Origin of the sequence: Bradyrhizobium sp. WSM3983 (assembly GCF_000473045.1) — a bacterium.
In the GTDB taxonomy this organism is placed as follows: domain Bacteria; phylum Pseudomonadota; class Alphaproteobacteria; order Rhizobiales; family Xanthobacteraceae; genus Bradyrhizobium.
Genome location: NZ_AXAY01000010.1, coordinates 171,136 through 192,766, shown reverse-complemented (window position 1 = coordinate 192,766; position 21,631 = coordinate 171,136). Strand labels below are relative to the sequence as shown.

16 protein-coding genes are annotated in these 21,631 nt (G+C 63.1%); 10 read left to right on the top strand and 6 right to left on the bottom strand.

All coding sequences use genetic code 11. The features are described from left to right. Positions 1-165 precede the first annotated feature (165 nt). Positions 166-2,214: a hypothetical protein gene (locus tag YUA_RS46960; protein ID WP_156947165.1), complete on the bottom strand. Its 2,049-nt coding sequence runs from the start codon at positions 2,212-2,214 to the stop codon at positions 166-168. 311 nt (positions 2,215-2,525) lie between these two features. Here YUA_RS46960 and YUA_RS44350 point away from each other — a divergent pair, with 311 nt between their 5' ends. Continuing rightward, positions 2,526-3,284, top strand: coding sequence for a bifunctional 2-polyprenyl-6-hydroxyphenol methylase/3-demethylubiquinol 3-O-methyltransferase UbiG (locus tag YUA_RS44350; protein WP_051383261.1), 759 nt, complete (start codon positions 2,526-2,528; stop codon positions 3,282-3,284). A 150-nt stretch (positions 3,285-3,434) separates the two neighbouring features. After that, a complete protein-coding gene (locus YUA_RS44345) occupies positions 3,435-4,748 on the top strand; it encodes a hypothetical protein (RefSeq protein ID WP_035971236.1) in 1,314 nt (437 codons plus the stop codon). 79 nt (positions 4,749-4,827) lie between these two features. Here YUA_RS44345 and purU read toward each other — a convergent pair whose 3' ends face one another. Further along, on the bottom strand, positions 4,828-5,691 hold the full coding sequence (gene purU / locus YUA_RS0118425) for a formyltetrahydrofolate deformylase (protein ID WP_027532031.1): 864 nt from the start codon (positions 5,689-5,691) through the stop codon (positions 4,828-4,830). A gap of 144 nt (positions 5,692-5,835) precedes the next feature. Between purU and YUA_RS0118420 the strand changes: the two genes are divergently transcribed. Further along, complete coding sequence (locus YUA_RS0118420; protein WP_027532030.1) at positions 5,836-6,675, top strand: uroporphyrinogen-III synthase; 840 nt, start codon at positions 5,836-5,838, stop codon at positions 6,673-6,675. 10 nt (positions 6,676-6,685) lie between these two features. Here YUA_RS0118420 and YUA_RS0118415 read toward each other — a convergent pair whose 3' ends face one another. The 3 genes from YUA_RS0118415 to YUA_RS0118400 form a co-directional block, all read right to left on the bottom strand. Then, entirely contained in the window at positions 6,686-7,366 is a 681-nt protein-coding gene (locus tag YUA_RS0118415; RefSeq protein WP_027532029.1) for a peroxiredoxin-like family protein, read from the bottom strand. A 21-nt stretch (positions 7,367-7,387) separates the two neighbouring features. After that, a complete protein-coding gene (locus YUA_RS0118410; RefSeq protein WP_027532028.1) occupies positions 7,388-10,714 on the bottom strand; it encodes an adenylate/guanylate cyclase domain-containing protein in 3,327 nt (1,108 codons plus the stop codon). Positions 10,715-10,973: 259 nt separating this feature from the next. Then, complete coding sequence (locus YUA_RS0118400) at positions 10,974-11,648, bottom strand: Crp/Fnr family transcriptional regulator (RefSeq protein ID WP_027532027.1); 675 nt, start codon at positions 11,646-11,648, stop codon at positions 10,974-10,976. Between the two features lie 335 nt (positions 11,649-11,983). Here YUA_RS0118400 and YUA_RS0118395 point away from each other — a divergent pair, with 335 nt between their 5' ends. The 6 genes from YUA_RS0118395 (at position 11,984) to YUA_RS0118370 (ending at position 19,110) form a co-directional block, all read left to right on the top strand. Next, positions 11,984-12,805 carry an ABC transporter ATP-binding protein gene (locus YUA_RS0118395; RefSeq protein ID WP_027532026.1) on the top strand — a complete coding sequence of 274 codons (822 nt, stop codon included), beginning with the start codon at positions 11,984-11,986 and terminating at the stop codon, positions 12,803-12,805. Further along, a complete protein-coding gene (locus tag YUA_RS0118390; protein ID WP_027532025.1) occupies positions 12,802-14,733 on the top strand; it encodes a long-chain fatty acid--CoA ligase in 1,932 nt (643 codons plus the stop codon). Before YUA_RS0118395 ends, YUA_RS0118390 begins: the two co-directional genes overlap by 4 nt. 76 nt (positions 14,734-14,809) lie before the next feature. Then, on the top strand, positions 14,810-15,703 hold the full coding sequence (locus YUA_RS0118385) for a branched-chain amino acid ABC transporter permease (RefSeq protein WP_027532024.1): 894 nt from the start codon (positions 14,810-14,812) through the stop codon (positions 15,701-15,703). A gap of 3 nt (positions 15,704-15,706) precedes the next feature. Next, positions 15,707-16,780 (top strand): branched-chain amino acid ABC transporter permease, encoded by a 1,074-nt coding sequence (locus YUA_RS0118380; protein WP_027532023.1) that lies wholly within the window; start codon positions 15,707-15,709, stop codon positions 16,778-16,780. Positions 16,781-16,824: 44 nt separating this feature from the next. Further along, positions 16,825-18,108, top strand: coding sequence for an ABC transporter substrate-binding protein (locus YUA_RS0118375; protein WP_027532022.1), 1,284 nt, complete (start codon positions 16,825-16,827; stop codon positions 18,106-18,108). Positions 18,109-18,270: 162 nt separating this feature from the next. Continuing rightward, positions 18,271-19,110 carry an ABC transporter ATP-binding protein gene (locus YUA_RS0118370; RefSeq protein ID WP_027532021.1) on the top strand — a complete coding sequence of 280 codons (840 nt, stop codon included), beginning with the start codon at positions 18,271-18,273 and terminating at the stop codon, positions 19,108-19,110. Here the strand turns inward: YUA_RS0118370 and YUA_RS0118365 are convergent. Beyond that, a complete protein-coding gene (locus YUA_RS0118365; RefSeq protein WP_027532020.1) occupies positions 19,107-20,261 on the bottom strand; it encodes an AGE family epimerase/isomerase in 1,155 nt (384 codons plus the stop codon). The two genes, YUA_RS0118370 and YUA_RS0118365, sit on opposite strands and share 4 nt — an antisense overlap. A gap of 100 nt (positions 20,262-20,361) precedes the next feature. On the opposite strand from YUA_RS0118365, the gene YUA_RS0118360 reads away from it, so the two are divergent. Then, on the top strand, positions 20,362-21,585 hold the full coding sequence (locus YUA_RS0118360; RefSeq protein ID WP_027532019.1) for a phenylacetate--CoA ligase family protein: 1,224 nt from the start codon (positions 20,362-20,364) through the stop codon (positions 21,583-21,585). Positions 21,586-21,631: the final 46 nt, after the last annotated feature.

The following is a 21,631-nucleotide window of genomic DNA, read 5'->3' as shown; positions in this document are numbered from 1 at the left end:
TACAGAACCCCCCGCTCTTCCGCAACCGCCGATTGCCCTCATATCAGGCCGATACGGGGATTAAACACAAATTAGGCCGCAGAACGCCTGGTTTGAGCGGATCCGAGCCGAATTCGACCAAATCGGCACATGAGCCTTCGGCATCACTGTCGCCGCGCAGACCTGTCATTTGGTCCCGAATGTGGAGAATCCCCCAAAGGCACGATGTAACGGCCGGTTCTGCCATCCCGGGGCAAGTGCGGCGTCTAGGAGAATCGGAAGTTTTGTTGGCCCGATCACTCTCTCAGTCTTGACAAGACACGCCGAATATTCGTCCGGAAGTTGGATATCGGACAGATATTGGGTCGGGCGATAGAACGCCGGCACCAGTACCGTGCTGAACGAAAGCCGGTCCTGCGGAAGGTCCACCGAGATGCTGTGATCGAGAGGTTGCCATATGCCTTCGCGCTTCGCGTATTGAAGTGAAACCATCACCCTGCCCTGCCGGCAGTTCTCTCCGCCGAAAGTCAGCAGGATACGGTCTCCGGCAGCCCGCACATCCCATTGCAGGCCTTGTTCGCCAAGTTTGGGGGTCATACTGTCCGGGGCGCTTTCGACAAGCGGGCGATATCTGTCGGGCAGCGGCAGGCTGAAGACCGCCGTCTCGCCTGCGGAGGGTTTTGAGACGAGGGCAATTGGCTCTCTCGGCTCCGCCAGCAACGCTTCGAATTGATGCCGCAGGACGCGATCCTGATACATTGTCATGCCAGCATATAACGAGACCAGCCCGACTAGCGCGATCGCGGCAACGATCAGGAAGCGAGGCAAAACGCCACGAAGCCGTGTCCATTCGAAGGGAACGCTGAAAAACGAGAGAACTGCCAGTATCCAGATAAATTCGAGCTGAAAGACATGCCGAACCGAAAACTGCACCACCGGATATGTCAACAGCGCGCCGAACATCAGAAACAGAGCGAACGCTTCACGCGGCCTGACTGCCGCCTCTCGCCAGAAGAACGCGACAAATCCTGCCGCACATATCGTCGCGACCCACGAGTTCGCCAGTCGATCGTAGAGCCGATTCAACAAGCGCGCGATCTGCGGGGCCGCACGCACCGGAACACCTGGATCCAGGTTGACACGCCCGGGCGCGACGAGCTCGGGAAACACGATTAGCCAAGCGGCCGATTTCAGCGCTTGCGTCGTCACATCGCCGGCAAAGTATGGAAGCCAACCCAGCACGTAAGAACCGGATCGTGTCGCGGCTTGGGAAACGGTGTGGCCAAGCTTGCCTTCGCCCGCATCCCAACCCGGATCAGCAGGACGCAAGTCTGCGGCGACGGAGGACAGCACGATCTCGTCTGAGTACCGCGCTCCAAGCGAATATGGCACAGGCCCCAAATCCAGATAGCTCTGGAATGGATCGGACAAGCCTTGCATCAGCAACGTACCGGACGCTCCGGCCTTTCCAACCCCCAACAGCGGCGCGCCGGCAAGCAAGGCTGACGCCGCGAAAACGACAATCGTCGCAACACCGGCTTTCCATCTCTTCGGCCCCAAACTGACCACCAATCCGATGATTCCGATCGGCAACAGGATGAAAACGTCGGAGCGAAAGCCAAGTCCCATGCCAACAGCTGCGCCGGAAAGAGCCGCCCACAACAAAGCCATGCGCAGCAACTCGGCGCGCATGGTCAAAATCAGAAACACGACGGCCCAGATGAAGAATGGCGCCTTGGAGAAGTCCCGAAAATATGGAACCATCGACAGCATGACCGGCGACAGGGCCAGGAGGGCTGCGCCTGCCGCGGCGGGCCATCTCGCGAAGAAAAGACGAACGAGAACGAAGCAACCGCACGCATATGCGCCGACCAGCGTCGAAACCAGCGGCCAAAGGTTCGAGTAGCGAATTGACGTCAGGCGCCACAAGGCGGAAACCGCCCAAGCCAGATAGAGGTGCGAACGAAAGAAGATGCCGGCCGGCTCTTCCGGAGCGATCCCGATCGTCGCGCAGTCGAACACGGCGCTGCGTCCGAACAGGAAATCGACCATCGGCGGGGGAGTGACCGGGGAGCGCACGAAGCCGTGACCACAAGCCGAATAGACCATCTCCGGCATGAACGCCTGATAGAAGTACAGCATGCTCGATTGGTGAAGCACGGTGGCGCCCAGTACCGCACCTAACAGGGCGAACCCCACCCCAAGAAACCAGTCGGGGCGGTCGGGCATCGTCACGGATTCTCTCGACATTATTTAAGGAGACTCACAATCGGGTCGATCTGGTCCGACCTCCGGAACGGTTCGGCGGCAACACGAGCGAAAATTCGTGACTGGAGCTCGTTTATACGTCCATTGGGGCACCGACAAGTGAGTGAGGCGAGGTCTCCGCCGTAGGCCTGACGGCCCATTCCGGCAGCATCCGCACGGATGTAGGCGAATTCGCCGCCGCGCGGTCCCCGGAAACCGGCATCGCCTCCCCTTCTACAGCGACCGGCTTTCAAGTATTGTTGGCGCTTCTATTCCCGACATCCCGGCTGGAGTTGTAAATGACGCTTAAGGTCACGGCGCGCGAGTTCTTGCGAGGAACACTTCATCGTCTTGGCCTGACGAAAGTCATCGACTGGCTGCGCAAGTCGAGGGGAAACAGATTCACCATCGACAAGCGGGCCCCCGTGCGGGATCGCTTCGCTGCAATCTATCAGAACGACCTTTGGAAGATGAATGAGGATCAGCCTTCTTCAGGAGAAGGGTCAAGTGAGCACTCGGCACAGAACGTCATCGCGAGCCTTCCGAAAGTCGTATCCGAGCTCGGCATATCCTCGCTCCTGGACATCGGCTGCGGTGACTTTACGTGGATGCAGAAGATACAGCTGTCTTGCTCATACACCGGGATCGATATCGTTCCATCCGTCATTGCGCACAATCAGAAGGAGTTTTCCACGGCGCAGCGGAGTTTCATTTGCCTGGACGCCATTACCGAAGACATTCCGGCTGCGGATGCGGTGTTTTGCCGGGAGGTGCTTTTCCACCTGAGTTTTGCGGATAGCATGAGCCTGATCAGAAACGTCTACAAATCAGGGAGCAGATTCTTCCTTACGACGACAGAACGAGCAACCGGATATAACTCCGACATCGACAGCGGAGACTGGCGCATTCTGAATTTGCAGATTTCTCCATACAATTTCGGGCCGCCGATCATGGAGATTGCGGATGATTCCGTCAGCGTCGGCAGGATTATCGGGGTCTGGCGGCTCGAAGATTTTCCTGTTTGGGCGAAAACTCGTCCGGAACGAACTGCGTCCTGACCCGCGCAATGCGATCGACAGCGTGCTCGGTGCGATGGCGTCGCCAAAGATCCAGGGCATGGCGGCCGGCACGCGATGCCTACTCCGCCCGGTTGCCAGGCGCTCCCCTCGCCCCCATTGAGGCCGTTCTCCCCCTAAGGAATCCGGTGAATGACTTTAAAGGATAGATGGCGAGCGATTGCCGGTCTCGTCGAAGCTCCGGGCGGAGTCGGCCTGCTGATTTGCCTGCACGTCGTTACCGTCGGCTTCTCCTTGAGAACCGTCACAACTTTCAGCAGTCATTATTTTAGCGCTGCCGCGTTCCATATTTTCTACGACCCGGCTCGATTGCCGGTGGCAGCCGCAGTGGTCGCAGCCTTCGCCTTTATCGGAATGATTTTTGTGATAGCTCGTTTCAGTTTCGGGTACATGGTCGGATTCTATCTCTATTCGATGATCCTCGGCTATCTCTGGCTAAACTGCTTCAGCGACCTCAACTACGATCACAGCTTGGCTGGATGGTCTGCCGCATTTTCAGCAGCTGCGTTTCTTGTTCCCGCCACACTAATCGTCTCACCCGTTGACAGAGCCTACGAACTTCCCGTGCGCATGTTCGAGCACTTGCTGACGCTCATCCTGTTGTTGTCCTTGGCGACGATCATAACGGGTGCAATTTATAATTTCAGAATCGTGACCATAGAGAACATCTACCGCTACCGCGACGAGCTCGCTTTTCCTGCCGGACTCAGGTACGCGATCGGGGTCACCACCACCACCTTGCTGCCCTTCGCTTTTGCCTGTTTCGTTGCGCGAAGAAACATTTGGCGCGCAGCTGCGGCGCTGGTTCTCTCCCTGCTGTTTTATCCGGTTACGCTGACCAAGTTCGCTATTTTTACGCCGGTCTGGCTGGTCTTTATTGCCTATCTCGCCAGATATTTCGGATCCAGGACGGCAGTCATTTTCTCCCTGCTGCTGCCGATGCTTGCAGGACTCCTGACCTCCATTTTTGCTGTGTTGCCGACCCTCTTCTACACAGTCAATTTTCGGATGATGATCGTCCCGTCGAACGCTTTCGATATCTACAATGATTATTTCTCCAGGCACGAGCTGACCTATTTCTGTCAGATCGGATTCCTGAAGCCGTTCGTTTCATGCGCCTACAGCGAGCCGCTGTCGATCGTGATGAATCGAGCCTATGAACTCGGATATTTGAATGCATCGCTTTTTGCGACCGAAGGCGTCGCCTCAGTCGGCCCCCTGCTTGCACCGATCGCGGCGTTCGCATGCGGGCTGGTCCTCGCTTTCGGCAATCGCCTGTCTGCGGATCTGCCGCCCAGCTTTGTCTTGATTTCCAGCGCGATCCTGCCGCAGGTCTTGCTCAACGTTCCTCTATCGACCACGCTTCTGACGCATGGGGCCGCGGTACTCTTTCTGCTCTGGTACGTGACGCCGCGCGCGATGTTCGAACGACCATCTGCGCCATGAGGGCTCCGGGCCGCTCACTTCCGACGATCGTCGGGGCGGCTCGGCGCTCCTGCCAGATCGGTCGATCGGTGTTACGTGCCTAATCGACGAACACGACCGTCTTGCGGCCATTGAGGAGGACACGGTCGTCGAGGTGATAGCGGATCGCCCGCGCCAGCACGCGGCGCTCGATGTCGCGGCCCTTGCGGACGAGATCTTCCGGCGTGTCGCGGTGGCTGATGCGCTCGACGTCCTGATCGATGATCGGGCCTTCGTCGAGGTCGCGCGTGACGTAATGGGCGGTCGCACCGATCAGCTTCACACCGCGCTCATGGGCCTGGTGATAGGGCTTTGCGCCCTTGAAGCCCGGCAGGAATGAGTGGTGGATGTTGATGCAGCGACCGGACAGCTTGGCCGACAGATCATCTGACAGGATCTGCATGTAGCGGGCGAGGACCACGAGATCGGTCCCGGTCTTGGCGACGAGATCGAGGATCTGCGCCTCCTGGTCGCGCTTGGTCTCCTTGGTGACCGGCAGATAGTGGAACGGAATGCCGCCGAAATCGAGCCCGGCATAGGCCTCGCGGGGATGGTTGGAGACGATCGCGGCCAGGGTCATCGGCAATTCGCCGGTGCGCCAGCGATAGAGGATGTCGACCAGGCAGTGGTCGGACTTCGACACCAGCAGCACTACCTTGCGATGCGTGGCGCGGTCGCGCATCTGCCACTCCATGCCGAAACGCTCGGCGATCGCGGCGAAGCCGGTCTGGAGCGCAGACAGCTCCACAGCAAGATCGGCCGCGGTGAACACGACGCGCATGAAGAACTTCTTGGTCTCGACGTCGTCGAACTGCTGGGCGTCGAGAATGTTCTGTCCGTTATGGGCCAGGAAGGTCGACACCGCCGAGACGATGCCGGGGCGATCCGGACAGGACAGGGTCAGAACGTATTGATGATCGGGCATGGCACTTGATGAAGGTTTGTGCAAAGGCCGCGGACGACCCGCGATTTGCACTCTGCTCTAGCACCGAGGCGACCCTTGCGCCAATCCCGACGACGGTGTCAAGATGAACGAACGCTTGCGATTTTTGCTCACTGGAGCACGCCCATGGCCGACCGTTTGACCGGCACCCGCATTCTGATCCTGGAGACCCGCGAGGAGGCGCAGTTCTCAAAACTCCTGGCCGAGCAAGGCGCCGAGGTCGTGCAATGCCCGATGTTCACCATCCAGGATGCGCCGGACCCCGCCCCGGTCGAAGCCTGGATCCGCCGCGCCATCGACAAGCCGTTTGACGACCTCGTGCTGATGACCGGCGAAGGCCTGCGGCGGATCATGAAGCTCGCGCGCGCACGCGGCCTCGACCAGACCTTTGTCGCGGCGCTGGCCGAAACGCGAAAATTCACGCGCGGCCCGAAGCCCGGCAAGGCGCTGCGCGAAATCTCGCTCGAGGCCCAGCAGACCACGGAGAAGCCGACCACCGAGGGCGTGATCGAGATGCTCGGCAAGCTTGACTTGAAGGGGCATCGCCTCGGCCTCCAGCTTTATCCGGACAAGGACCACAGCGCACTGACCGGCGCGCTGGCCGCGCAAGGTGCCGAGGTCGATACCGTTTTGCCTTACGTCTACGATTCCAAAGCAGCTGACGCCAATATCGTCACCGCCATCGACGACATGGCTGGGGGGCGAATCGATGCCGTTGCGTTGACCAATCTCGGCCAGGTCCGCCGGCTGATCGAGGCCGCCAAGGCCCATGGCAGCGAGGCGAAGTTGCGCGCGGGATTCGAGCGCACGTTGATTGCCTCAGTGGGACCTGCAGTCTCCGGCGAGCTTGCCGCGCACGGCCTGCGCACCGACATCTCGCCTGCGGACGACGCCTATTTCATGCGCCCACTGATCTCGGCAATGGCGGCGGCGCTGGCGGAAAAACGGCCGAGGACAGCAAGCTGATCGTCTATGCCTAGCCTGCCACCTGCGAGGCAGCCGACATCAGTTCCTGTGGGCTCGGCGCTCCGAACATGCGCTGGCCGCCGTCAGGAACCTCGGTAAACGTCCAGCGTACGATGCCCTCCCGATCGAGCAGGAACTGGCCGAACAACTGGCCCGTGCCCGCTGCCGCCATGCGCTGATCGGCATCCGTCATCTCGTAACCGTCCTTGTTGTTGAGGTACGCCGCGGCCTCTGGCCGATTCATCGGGCTGGGCAATTCGCCGGGCATGTCGACTTTCATGCTCATCACCACGTCCATGCCGATCTTGCGCGGCCACTCGGTCTCGTTCTCCGTGAACTCCATATTGGGCAGGCCGAACGCGCGATGCGAGACCCTCTCGGGGTCGGACGCAGCGAGCAAGTTGGGCAGTGGATGATAGCGGAAGTAGAGCCGCGCCCGGTCGGCCGGCGTATTGACGACCGTGAGGCTTTCGATGCCCTTCCCTCGGAGCGCGCCGTCAAGCTGCGCCTGCGCCGCGATGTGGCGACGGCAGAACGGGCAGTGCAGGCCACGATACAGGCCGACCAATATCGGACTATGCCCGCGATAGTCCTCAAGTGCGATCTTTCCTTCGCGCGTGACGGCGTCGAGCACGAGATCCGGTGCGCGGTCACCCGGCTGAAGCGGTGTATCGACATGACGATCTGACATGGTTGAACTCCCTCACATTGGCTAGTCAAGAAACGGCAGTACGATCAGCCCTGCGGGATCGAGCCCATGCCGGGCGCAGACATCATGCGCCAGCGCGAAATACCGCTCGGCCTCGGGCATGTCGCCTCGATCAAGGTTCAGTGTCGCAAGACCATCATAGCACGGAAAGAGCTGTTGTGGCTCTCCGGTCTCGCTCGCCACCTCGATGGCCTCGTTGTAGCAGCGCGCGGCGAGATCGGGGCGGAAGTGGCATTGATGGATCTGACCGAGCACGATCAGGGGCACCGGGAGATGCTCGCGCTGATCGAGCGCACGGTCGATTTCGATCGCCTTTTCGGCAGCCGGCACCCCTTCATCGGTACATCTGTCCGTGAAGGTGCAACAGGCGACGGCAAAGTTGGCAAGGAGGCGCGCCTGGAAGCCGAGATCGCCGATGCGATACGCGACATCGAGCCCGCGCCGGCAAACGTCGATGGCTTGCGCCGGGTCGATGATCGTGTAGAGCACCCCGAGGTTGGTGTAGCCGCGGCACGCCACGTTGAGGAGGCCGGCGGCTTCGGCAGCTGCGACACTTTGCTCCACCTCGCGCACCGCCTCCTGGTGTCGCCCAAGCCGCGCCAGCGCAACCCCTTTGGTGTTGAGTGCCTCCGCAATGGCGCGCGCCGCCTCGGGCCCGGCCTGCCCGTCTGCGTCCACCGACACCGAGCGCGCGTAACCGAGCGCCTCGTCGGCCCATCGCGCGGCCGCGACGGGATCACCCACGCGAAACGCGAGACGGCCGCGCTCCTGCAAGAGGTGCGCCCACTCGATCGGCGCGTCGGTCCCGGCAAGCCGTTCTGCCGCCTCGGCATAGTGCGCCTCCGCGTTGACGCCCTTGCCGGCGTCCCACAACAATCGGCCGAGCTTGCGAAGAATTCGCGCTTCGCCGATGCAGTCTTCTACCGCGCGGTGCCCCTCCAGCGCGCCTTGGTAGTGCTCCTCGGCCGCGCTTCGGCGGCCAGCTACACGACAGAGATCCGCGATCCGCTCGTACAGGATCAGGCATTCCGGCTCCCGTTCGACGCCGGTCGACAGTACCGCGAGGGACTGCTGGTAGAAACGAAGGGCATCGTCATTGGCGTAACTTCCGCGTGCGCGATCGCCGGCCGCGCGCAGATAGCGCGCGCCTTTCGACTTGTTCGCGCTCAGACTGAAGTGGTGTCCGAGCAGTACGAGATCTTCGAGCCGCTCCGGCTCGTTGCCATAGAGCCGCTCCAGCGCGGCTCCAATCCGTCCATGAAGCTCGATCCGGCGCTGCAAGAGCAGGTTTTGATAGATGACGTCCTGAAGCATGGTTTGCGTGAAGCGGTAGGTCCGCAGGGAAATCGAGTTCGAGCCCGCGATCTCCTCGATGATCTCGGCGTCGCACAGAAGTTCGAGCCCTGCTTCGACCCTCGCCCGCTCAGTTGCGGCCGCGCCGAGAACAGCAGCATCAAAGCGCGGGCCGATCACCGCGGCCTCCTGGGCCAGGTGACGCACCTGATGCGGCAAGCGGTCGAGGCGCGCCAGCAACAGAGCCTGAATGCTCGCCGGAATATCCGCAGCGGCTTCCTCCGACTTCATTCGCCATAGCGCGCCATCGCGTTCCAGGGCGCCGGCTTCGATGAGGCCGCGGATGATCTCCTCGAGGAAAAGCGGATTGCCGCCCGCGCGTTCGAGGATTCGATTGAACAGCCCTCCCGGCGGCTGGCACCAGCCGTGACTGAAATAAGCCGCGAGCAGCCTTTGTCCGTCGGTATCGCCAAGTGGCGGCAGCCGAAGGGTTGTATGACTGATCCGGCTCGAGCCGAACTGGTCCAGCTCCAGCATGGGCCGATGTGTAAACAGCAGCATCAGCCGCGTCCGCTCCAGACGGTCCATCAGGAACCGCAGCGCTTCTAGAGATACCGCATCGGCCCAATGCAGGTCCTCGACGATGATCAGAAGCGGCGACAAGGCGAGGCGGCGTTCGAAGACGGTGCGGATCGCGAAAAAGATCTGCCGGCGGAGCTGTTCCGGCTCGACATGCCTGAGCACGGCGTTGGGATCGCCGAGGCCAAGGACGTGCAAATAGAGAGGCATCAGGTGGTCGGCCTCCTCGGCCGGGAGGCCAAGCTCTGACAGCGCGTCGGCAAGCTTTGCCTCCGCCTCTGCAGCGTCGGCCTTCTGCGCGATGCCGTAGGCGCTGCGCAGCACGGCGGCGAGTGTGCCGTAGGATTGTTCACCCAGCGGCGAACAGACTGCCTGCCGGATCGCCACGCATGCAAAGAGATCCTCGTCGCGAATGCGGGCAACGAATTCGTTGACCAGGCGCGTTTTCCCGATACCCGCTTCGCCGACCAGCCGCACCAGTTGAGCCGCGCCACCGCACGCGCGATCAAGGCTGCCGATCACGCGCGCAAGCTCGGCGTCGCGCCCGATCAGTGGCGCATCAAGTCCCAGCGCGTCGAGCCCTCGTGCCGTACGGGGCGTCTCGAGCGGTCCCTTCAAACGATGGACCAGGACGCTGCCCATCTTGCCCTTGAGCGAGACCTCGCCAAGCGAGTCATAGGAGAACGCGTGCCGCGTCAGACGGTGGGTCAAGGGTCCGACCAGCACCTCGCCCGGAGGCGCCATGGACTGCAGTCGCTGGGCGGTATTCACGGTGTCGCCGGTCACCGAGTAGGATTTGGCAACGCCAACACCCAGCCCACCCGCGACGACGTGCCCGGTGTTGATCCCGACATGAAGCAGGAGTGGTGAACCGGCATACGCCTTCGCGCGTTCGCTGAGGCGCGCCGTCCGGCTGATCATGTCGAGGGCAGCGCGGACCGCCCGCTCCGGGTCGTCCTCATGCGCAGCCGGTGCACCAAACAGAGCAAGCAGCGCATCGCCGATGAATTTGTCCACGAAGCCGCCAAAGTTTTGCACCGCGGCCGTCAGCTCCTCGAACAATTCGTTCTGAAGCGTCTGCATGACCTCGGGGTCGAGCCGCTCGCTCATCGAAGTAAAGCCGCTGAGATCGGCAAACAGCACGGTGATGGTACGACGATTTGCTTCGCTATCGATTTTATCCGCCTGTGGTCGAAACGCGTGCTGAGCCTCGGCCGTCGGCACGAGCGGTGGAGAGGACGACGGCCCGATCGGAACCGTCATCGAGCTCGTCCGCTGCAATGCCCGCTCGTCGCCCTGGGTGGCCTCACCGACAAGAGCGCCGCATTTCGGGCAGTAGACGAAATCCGGCGCGCATGGAAAGCCGCAGCCAGCGCACGCGCTTGGCTGCTTCGTGCCGCACTTCGGGCAGAAGGCAAAACCGCTCTGAACCTCAGAACCGCAACCCGAGCACGTCATGGCTCAAGACCTAGCGGAAACCGCGATCCGCGATCTGCTGGACCCATCCAATGGGCCCAGGATATGGAGCACAATGGGCTCGGCGCGCTGGAAGTGCAAGCGGCGGCCGGGCTACGCCCATTGGCTATTCCGCCATGGGCTCGGTCTATGCAGTCGCGGGCATCATCGCGATGTTGGCGATCGCGGTGCGCTGGCGCGACGATCTGTGGCCGGCGCACGCCGCGGCCAATGCGGGCTGACGGACCGGCGCCGTCGCGCCTTAATCGCCATATCCGCGCAGCCGATCGATATCGAGAATCGTGACGCCGCCGTATTCCAGACGCAGCAGCCCCTCCTTCTCCAGCCGGTTCAGCGCGCGGTTGGCGTTCTGGCGCGACATGCCGGAGAGCGCGCCGATCTCCTCCTGGGTGATCTCCAGATGCGCGGTCGATTCCGGATAGAGGATCGGGTTGAATAGCGAGGCAATACTCCGGGCAAGCCGAGAGGTGGCATCGAGCGTACGGTTGACTTCGAGCATGCCGATGAACTGGCCGAGCCGCTCGTTGAGCTGACGCACCAGGAAGCGGTTGAAACCGACGCTGTTCTCGAACAGCCACATGAAGGCGGAGCGCTCCATCAACGCAACGCGACTGTCGCGCAGCGCGACCACGTCGTAACGGCGCGGCTCGTTCTTGAGCACACTGCCCTCGCCGAACCAGGCACCTGCGGTGAGCCCGGCAAGGCTGGTCTCCTTGCCGTCGCGCGAAACCCCGCCCATGCGGGCAAGGCCGCTCACCATACCGGCCCAATAGTCAAATTTGTCGCCGCGCATGAACACGGTCTCGCCGGTGCCGTAGGATCGTTCCGTGATCCCGGCGCGGGCGACCGCGATCTCAGCTGGCGTGAGTTCGCGCGACCAGGCGGCGACGCGCTTCAGTTGATCCTCTGAAATCATGACCCCGAAGCCAGCACCGTTTCGTCACCCCATCCTTCCGCTGCACTGCAGCATGAACATTCCGGCCACCGTCCGACGAAAGGTGTAGGGCCACGGCCGCCTGAAAAACTTTGTCGCAGAATTGTCAGGCCGGAGACATTTCAAAATAGCGCTTTCCCCTATTGAGGGCCACCTCGGGTGATGCGGCTTTTGATCCCAAACGGGTACGAAGGTGGCGCGGCTCCGGTCGGGACCATGTGCTGCATGGCCTCACCGGCACGACCGTACTAGGATCGCCCCAGAGGAACGGACGAAGAGCGCCACTGAACGCGCCATCACCGGGAGGGATTTGTTTGGTGGCTACCAGTCTCGAAGTGCGCGGCGTGTCCCTGCGGTTCGGCGGCGTTCGCGCGCTGACCGATGTCAGCTTCGCCATCAACGAGGGCGAGCTGTTCTCGATCATCGGCCCTAACGGGGCCGGCAAGACCTCGATCGTGAACTGTATTTCCGGGCGCTACAAGCCGACCGAAGGCCAGCTGTTCTACGGGGGACGCGACATCACCGGCCTGACGCCGAATGCGCGTCCCACGCTCGGCATCGGCCGCACCTTCCAGAACCTCGCGCTGTTCCACCACATGAGCGTGCTCGACAACATCATGGTCGGCCGGCATCACCTCCTGAAGAACAATTTCCTCACGGGCTCGCTGTACTGGCTCACCGGCGCGCGCAAGGAAGAACTCGAGCACCGCCGCAAGGTGGAAGAGATCATCGACTTTCTTGATCTCCAGTCGGTGCGGAAAGCGCAGGCCGGCACCCTCTCCTACGGCCTGCGCAAGCGCGTCGAGCTCGCCCGCGCTATGGCGCTGGAGCCGCGCCTCATCCTCCTCGACGAGCCGATGGCCGGCATGAATTTCGAGGAGAAGGAGGACATGGCCCGCTACATCGTCGATCTCAACGAGGAGTTCGGCATGACGGTGGTGATGATCGAGCACGACATGGGCGTGGTGATGGACATCTCCCACCGCGTCATGGTGCTGGATTTCGGCCGCAAGATCGCCGAGGGCGATCCCGCCGCCGTGCTCGCCGATCCCCACGTCCGGCGCGCTTATCTCGGCGAAGAGGACGAGGTGCTCGTCGATCCCGACGATGCTCCGCCGGCACAGGAGAGCGCGGCATGATGGATTACGCAGGCCGCGTCGCGCAGGCCGATACCTATCCGAAGATGCTCCGGCTCAATGCAAAAGAGCACGGCAACGAGATCGCGCTACGCGAAAAGGATCTCGGCCTCTGGCGCCCGTTCACCTGGAACGACTATCAGACCCGCGTGCGCGACTTCGCGCTTGGCCTGGTTGAACTCGGCCTCGGCCGCGGCGACGTCATCGGCATCATCGGCGATAACCGTCCGGACTGGGTCGCGGCGGAAGTGGCGGCACACGCGACCGGCGGATTGAGCCTCGGGCTCTATCGCGACGTGCTTGATGAAGAGGCCTTGTATCTCCTCAACTATGGCGAAGCGCAGCTCGTCTTCGCCGAGGACGAGGAGCAGGTCGACAAGCTGCTGGCGCTGGCCGAGCGCGTGCCGCGGCTCAAGCACATCATCTATTCCGACCCGCGCGGAATGCGGAAATATGACGACCCGCGGTTGATGTCGGCAGAAAAGTTCGCCGAGCTCGGCCGTGCCCGCGCTAACCGCGAGCCCGACCTTTACGACAAGCTCGTCGATGCCACCAAGGGCGAGGATGTTGCGATCCTCTGCACCACGTCGGGCACCACGTCACATCCGAAGCTCGCGATGCTCGCCGCCGGCCGCGTGCTCGGTCATTGCGCGACCTATCTCGCCTTCGACCCCAAAGGGCCCGAGGACGAATACGTCTCGGTGCTGCCGCTGCCCTGGATCATGGAGCAGGTCTATGTGCTCGGCAAAGGCCTGCTCTGCCGGATGAAGATCAACTTCGTCGAAGAGCCGGATACGATGATGAACGATCTGCGCGAGATCGCGCCGACGTTCGTGCTGTTCGCGCCGCGGGTCTGGGAATCCATAGCCGCCGATGTCCGCGCCAAGGTGATGGACGCGACGCCGTTCAAGCAGCACTTGTTCGATATCGGGATGAAGTCGGGCCTTGCCGCGCTCGAGCAGGGCAAGCGCTCCGGCTTTGCCGACGCGATCCTGTTCCGCGCACTGCGCGACCGGCTCGGCTTCACGCGGCTGCGCTCGGCCGCCACCGGTGGCGCGGCGCTCGGGCCCGATACCTTCAAGTTCTTCCAGGCCATGGGCGTGCCGCTGCGTACGCTCTACGGTCAGACCGAGCTGCTGGGGGCCTATACGCTGCATCCCGCGGGCAAGGTGGACCCAGACACGACGGGTGTGCCGATGGCCGACAGCGTCGAGATCCGCATCGACAATGCCGACGTCCACGGCGTCGGCGAGATCGTGGTGCGGCATCCCAACATGTTCCTCGGCTATTACAAGAACCCGGAGGCCAGCGTCGCCGACATCAGGGATGGCTGGATGCTGTCGGGAGACGCCGGCTATTTCAACGCGAACCGCCAGCTCGTCGTCATCGACCGCATCAAGGATCTCGCCGAGACCTCGCGCGGCGAGCGCTTCTCGCCGCAATTCATCGAGAACAAGCTGAAATTCTCGCCCTATATCGCCGAGGCTGTCGTGTTGGGTGCCGGCCGCGACGCGCTCGCCGCGATGATCTGCATCCGCTACTCCATCATCTCGAAATGGGCGGAAAAGAACCGCCTCTCGTTCACGACCTACAGCGACCTCGCCTCGCGGCCGGAGGTCTATGCGCTGCTCCAGAAGGAGGTCGAGACCGTCAACGCCACGTTGCCGCCGGCCCAGCGCATCTCGCGCTTCCTGTTGCTCTACAAGGAGCTCGACGCCGACGACGGCGAGCTCACCCGCACGCGAAAAGTGCGCCGCAGCGTCATCAACGAGAAATACGAAGGCATCATCGACGCCATCTACCGCGGCATCGCCGACATCCCCGTCGACACCGTGATCCGCTTCCAGGACGGCACCACGCAGCGCGTTCGCACGACGCTGCGCGTGGTCGATCTGGGCGGACATGGGCCCATGGCGGAGGCGGCGGAGTGAACTCGCTTCGATACAGAGCTGGCAATCGATCTACCCCTCCCTGCGCAAGCGGGGAGAGGCGAAAGGTCCATCATAGATGAACACCGCCTTCCTCATCCAGCTCCTGGTCAACGGCCTCGTGGTCGGCACGCTTTATGGCGTGGTCGCGATGTCATTCGTGCTGATCTACAAGGCGACGCAGGTCGTCAATTTTGCGCAAGGTGAATTGTTGCTGGTCGGCGCCTGGGTGTGCTGGGCCCTGCTTGCCAAATACCAGGCGCCGTTCTGGATCGGCATGCCGATGACGCTGGTGTTCATGTTCGTGTTCGGCATCGCGATCCAGGTCCTGATCCTGCGGCCGATGATCGGCGAGCCCATCATCTCGGTCATCATGGTGACGATCGGCCTCTCCACGGTGCTGCAGGCGACGCTGAAATGGATGTTCGGCGTCAATCCGCAGCCGTTCCCGCGGGTGTTCGAGAGCCAGTCGGTCGGCCTGTTCGGGCTCCAGATCCAGACCGTTTATGTCATGAGCCTGGTCGTCTCGGTCGCGGTGATGATCGGCATGGCCTGGTTCTTCCGCGCCTCGAAGTATGGCCTTGCGATGCGCGCCACCGCGTTCAACCAGCAAGTGGCGCAGTCGCTCGGCATTTCCGTGAAGAGCGTGTTCGCGATGGCCTGGGCGATCTCGGCCACCGTGTCGGCGGTCGCGGGCGTGGTCGTCGCCGTGGTGAACGGCGTGTCCTCGGGCCTTGCCGCCTACGGCATCAAGGTATTTCCGGCGGCGATCCTCGGCGGGCTCGATTCCGTCGGCGGCGCCGTGCTCGGCGGCATCATCATCGGCCTGCTCGAGAACATCGCGCAATATGTCGACAGCCAGTATCTGCACTGGGGCAATCTTTACGAGATCGCGCCGTTCTACGTCCTCATCATCGTGCTGATGATCAAGCCCTACGGCCTGTTCGGCACCCACGACATCGAGCGGATCTGACCCATGGCCGGCCCTGCCCTCATCCCTGCTGGTGATTTCCGCACCTCTTATGCGGCCGACACCACAATCTTCCCAACCACCACCAGCCGCAACTTTGCGATTCTCGGCGTGCTGCTGCTCTGCTTCGTGCCGCAAGTCCTCGGCGGCTACTGGCTCAGCATCCTGATTCAGATCGGCATCTTCTCGATCGCCGCTTTGGGCCTGAACATCCTGGTCGGCTTCACCGGCCAGATATCAATCGGCCACGCCGCCTTCTTCCTGCTCGGTGCCTTCACCTCCGCCTACATCTCCAACAACGCGCCGATCCCGGTGTTCTTCGCGATCCCGCTCGCGGGTGTCGTCACCGCGCTGGTCGGGCTGATCTTCGGCATTCCGGCGGCGCGACTGAAGGGTCTCTACCTCGTCATCGCGACGCTCGCTGCGCAATACATCCTGCTCGACTTCTTCTCCCGCGCCGAATGGTTTTCCGGCGGCTCCGTGCCGGCGAGCGCCGAACCTTTCTCGATCTTCGGCTACGCGCTGCGCGGCGACCGGCAATATTTCTACGTCGTGCTGGCTTACGTGATCGCAAGCTACATCCTCGTCACCAATCTGATGCGCACGCGCGACGGCCGCGCGCTGGTGGCGATCCGCGACCATTATCTGTCCGCGGAGATCATGGGCATCAACCTCACGAAATATCGCACGCTGTCGTTCGGTCTCGCCGCCTTCTTCGCCGGCATCGCCGGTGCGCTCTATGCGCATTACCAGCTTGTCGTCTCGCAGGAAGGCTTCGGCATCGAGCGCTCGATCCTGTTCCTCGCCATGATCATCATCGGCGGCACCGGCTCGATCATGGGCACGCTGATGGGCACCGCCTTCGTGGTGCTGCTGCCTGAGACGATGGAGTTGATCAGCTTGTATTTGAAAGGCGGCACGATCGACAAGGCACTGTCGCTCAACAACAACATCACCTTCCTGCGCGAGATCGCGATCGGGGTGATCATCATCGCATTCCTGATGTTCGAGCCTGACGGGCTCGCGCATCGCTGGCGGCAGATCAAGGCGTACTGGAAACTCTACCCGTTCTCGCACTGAGCGCGGGCTGCTTCACTTAAACAATAAACCGGAGGAACCGACCCATGAAGATGAAGTCCCTTTTGAGCACCGCATCGTTCGCGCTTGTGATCGCGGCATTCTCCGCGAGCGCGCAGGCCCAGATCGCGATCGGGCATCTCGCCGACTATTCCGGCGGCACCTCCGATGTCGGCACGCCTTACGGCCAGGCCGTCGCGGATACCTTCGCCTGGGTCAACAAGAACGGCGGCGTCGGCGGCAAGCAGATCAACGTCGACACCAACGACTACAGCTATCAGGTGCCGAAGGCGATCGCGCTCTACAAGAAGTGGTCGGCGCCTGACAGCAAGGTGGCCGCGATCATGGGCTGGGGCACCGCCGACACCGAGGCGCTGACCGGCTTCCTCGCCCAGGACAAGATTCCCGATCTCTCCGGCTCCTACGCCGCAGCCCTGACCGATCCCGAAGGCACCAGCGGCAAGGCCAAGCCCGCGCCCTATAATTTCTTCTATGGTCCGAGCTATTCGGATTCGCTGCGCGCAATGCTGATCTGGGCGGCCGAAGACTGGAAGGCCAAGGGCAAGCCCGGCAAGCCGAAATTCGTGCACATGGGCGCCAACCATCCCTATCCGAACGCGCCGAAGGCCGCCGGCGAAGCCATGGCGCTGGAGCTCGGCTTCGAGGTACTGCCGCCGCTGGTGTTCGCGCTCGCGCCCGGTGACTACAGCGCGCAGTGCCTGAGCCTGAAATCCTCAGGCGCCAATTACGCTTATCTCGGCAACACCGCAGCTTCCAACATCTCGGTGATGAAGGCCTGCAAGACCGCCGGCGTCGAGATCCAGTTCCTCGGCAATGTCTGGGGCATGGACGAGAACGCCGCCAAGACCGCGGGCGATGCCGCCAACGGCGTGATCTTCCCGCTGCGGACCGCGGTGAGCTGGGGCGGCGATGCGCCTGGCATGAAGACCGTGATGGAGATCTCGAAGATGTCCGACCCCACCGGCAAGGTCTACCGCCCGGTGCACTATATCGCTGCTGTCTGCTCGTCGCTCTACATGAAGGAAGCGCTCGACTGGGCCGCCAAAAACGGCGGCGCCACCGGCGACAACGTGGTGAAGGGTTTTTACCAGAAGAAGGATTGGGTGCCGGCCGGCATGGAAGGCGTCTGTGCGCCCTCGACCTGGACCGACAAGGACCATCGCGGCACGCTGAAGGTCGAGCTCTATCGCACCAAGATCTCGGGCGCGACCGACGGCGATCTCAACGACCTCATGGCCAAGGGCACGATCAAGCTCGAGAAGGTCAAGAGCGTCGAGTTGCCGCGCAAGCCGGAACTGCTGGGCTGGTGAGCCTGGTCCTCACCACACGCACAACTGTCATCCCCCGCGAAAGCGGGGGATCCAGTACGCCGCAGCTTCTCGATGGATCTCTGGCGTCTCTGGAATACTGGGTCACCCGCCCCAGTGCGCATTGCGCACAAGGCGGGTGACGACAGCGGAGGATGATGACGCATGTCCCAAACCATTGAAGCAGCCCGTCCCACTCCCACCGCCGTGGCCCCCGCCGCACTCCTCGCCGTGCGGAACATCGAGGTCGTCTATGACGACGTCATCCTGGTGCTCCGCGGCCTCAGCCTCGACGTGCCCAAGGGCGCGATCGTGGCGCTGCTCGGGGCCAACGGTGCCGGCAAGTCGACCACGCTGAAGGCGATCTCGGGGCTGCTCAAGACCGAGGACGGCGAGGTCACGCGCGGCGAGATCCTGTTCGAGGGCGAGCCCATCGCCGGCATCGATCCCGACAAGATCGTCCGCCGCGGCATCTTCCAGGTCATGGAGGGCCGGCGCATCGTCGCCGACATGACGTCGCTGGAAAACCTCAGGCTCGGCGCCTTCACCCGCCGGGATCGTGAGGTCGATGCCGACCTTGACATGGTCTTCAACTATTTCCCGCGTCTGAAAGAGCGCACCGGCCTCGCCGGTTATCTCTCCGGCGGCGAGCAGCAGATGCTGGCGATCGGCCGCGCACTGATGGCGCGCCCGAAGATGATCTTGATGGACGAACCGTCGATGGGCCTGTCGCCGCTGCTGGTGAAAGAGGTGTTCGCCATCATCCAGAAGATCAACCGCGACCTCGGCGTCACCATCCTCTTGGTCGAGCAGAACGCGCGCGCTGCACTGTCGGTGGCGAGCCACGGCTACATCATGGAGCAAGGCAAGGTCGTGCTCGACGGCACCGCGGACGAACTGCGCGACAACGAGGACGTCAAGGAATTCTATCTCGGTGGCGCCGGCGACCAGCGCAAGAGTTTTAAAAACCTCAAGAGCTTCAAGCGGCGCAAGCGGTGGCTCTAACTTTCCAAAACCTGCTCCGCTTCCGTGACTGCGCAGAGAACATGATAGAACGACGACGCAGGAATGGTGTCGATCAGCGATTTGCCGTCGCTGTCGAACTGGTCGAACCAGCCGCCCCGCACGGGATGGCTGAGATAATGCCGTTCGAGCCGCACCAGCGCCGCGCGGGCCTCCTCCGCCGCACCCGCCTCGCCGGATTCGGCCTGCGCAATCCACGCCTTCGCGATCTCGGTCTGCGGCCACAGCCGGCGCGTGCTGCGACGGATGTTGCCGGTGTCATCGCCCTCGTCGACGAGACAGCCCGTGGCCGCATCGCGATAGCGCAGCGCGGTCGCCAGCAGCTCTGCGCGCCGCTGTCCGGTTGGGCAGCCCGTGATGCGTTCAAACCCTTTCAGCAGCCAAACCCATTCCGCCTGGTGGCCAGCCTCGATGCTGACAGGCTCGATCTTCGACCAGTCCTCCTCGAAATATTCGCCGAGCGCACATTTCCGCTTATCGTAGAGATTGGCGAGGAACAGCGCGAAGAATTCACCGGCGCGATTCTGGAACGACAGATCGTGGGTCGCGTCGAAGCACGCGATCATCGCCTCGAACAGATGCATGTGCGGGTTCTGACGGCGCGGCAACGACACCGGCAGGCTCTCGTGCACGCCGCCATGCGGCGAGCGCAGATGACTGTCGAGGAAGGCAAGCAGTGCGTCGATCTCGGCACGAATCTGCGCGTCCTGGTCGAGCGAATAGACGGTCGCCAGCGCAAACAGGATGAAGGCGTGGTCGTAGGCATCGCGCCGCGAATCCAGCACCGCACCCTCCGGCGTCAGCCGGTGCACGTAGCCAGGCCGGCCGTCGGGCGCCTTGGCCTTCGCCAGCAGGTGCTCGAGCCCCTTCAGCGCGATGGCGCGCCCCTCGGGATACCAGCCCATCTGCGCCGCCTTGGCGTAGCACCAGATCTGGCGCGCCTGCACGAACACGCGCCGCGGCGCGGCTCTGTCCGCAGTGCCATCGCGGTGCAGCCGATCGATGAAGCCGCCCGCTTCATGGTCCCAGCCAACGGTCGACCACAGCGGGATCGCGTCCTCGATCATGCGGCGCTTCAGGCGCGCGACGATTTCGGCCGCCTCCTCCGCCGGAATGATGCTCTCGTCTGCCATTGCGTCCTCTCCACGCCCCGCCAATGGCCGTCTGATACCCATGCGAGCGGCGGCGTGCAACGGATGCCAACCCGGAAAGACCTGCCATGAAAGATCTGCCATGACCGCCCATTACGACGCCCTCGAGACGCGCGAGCCAGCCGCGCGCGAGGCTGAGCTGTTCGCCCGCCTGCCGGGCGTCCTGCGCAGCGCGATGAGCGCTCCCGCCTATGCCGAGCGGCTCAAGGGCATCGATCCCGCTTCGGTGACCTCCAGAGCGGCACTGGCGGGCCTTCCCGTGCTGCGCAAGTCTGAACTGCCCGCCTTGCACAAGGCTTCCCAGCCCTTCGGCGGCTTCGTGGCGGCGGCCCCGGGGTCGTTCGCCCGTCTGTTCACCTCCCCGGGCCCGATCTTCGAGCCGGAGGGGCGGCAGGCCGATCCCTGGCGCGGCGCACGTGCGCTGTTCGCGGCCGGGTTCCGCCCCGAGGACGTCGTGCTCAACACCTTCAGCTACCACCTCACCCCCGGCGGCTTCATTTTCGACGCCTCGGCGCGCGCACTGGGCTGCGCGGTGATCCCTGCCGGCCCCGGCAATACCGAGCAGCAGTTCGAGTTGATCGAGGCCTACCGTCCCGTCGGCTACAGCGGCACACCCGATTTCCTGAAGATCCTGCTCGATGCAGCAGAGACCGCGGGCCGCGACGTCTCCTCGATCAAGCGCGCGCTGGTGTCGGGCGCCGCCTTCCCGCCCTCGCTCCAGGCCGAGATCAAGGCGCGCGGCATCGACGCCTACCAGGCCTTCGGCACCGCCGATCTCGGCCTCATCGCCTTTGAGACCGAGGCGCGTGACGGCATGGTCATGAACGAGGATCTGATCATGGAGATCGTCAAACCCGGCACCGGCGATCCCGTGTCGCCGGGCGATGTCGGCGAGATCGTGGTGACCTCGCTCGACCCGCACCATCCCTGGATCCGGCTCGCGCTCGGCGACCTCACCGCGGCGTTGCCGGGCTCAAGCAAATGCGGGCGCACCAACATGCGCATCAAGGGCTGGATGGGCCGCGCCGACCAGACCACCAAGGTCAAGGGCATGTTCGTCCGCCCCGAGCAGGTCGCCGAGATCGGCAAGCGCCATCCCGCGCTCGGACGGCTGCGCCTCGTCGTCACCCGCCAGGGCGAGACCGACGCGATGACGCTGAAGGCGGAGACGGACACATCGGGCGATGCACTGCGCGAGGAGCTCGCGAGCAGCCTGCGGGCCGTAACGAAGCTCGGCGGCGCAGTCGAACTGGTCAGCCCTGGCGCGCTGCCGAACGACGGCAAGGTGATCGCGGACGAGCGGTAGGTCCCGCGCGGCACCGATCGCGTCCCGCGCCGCCGGATTTCAGGCC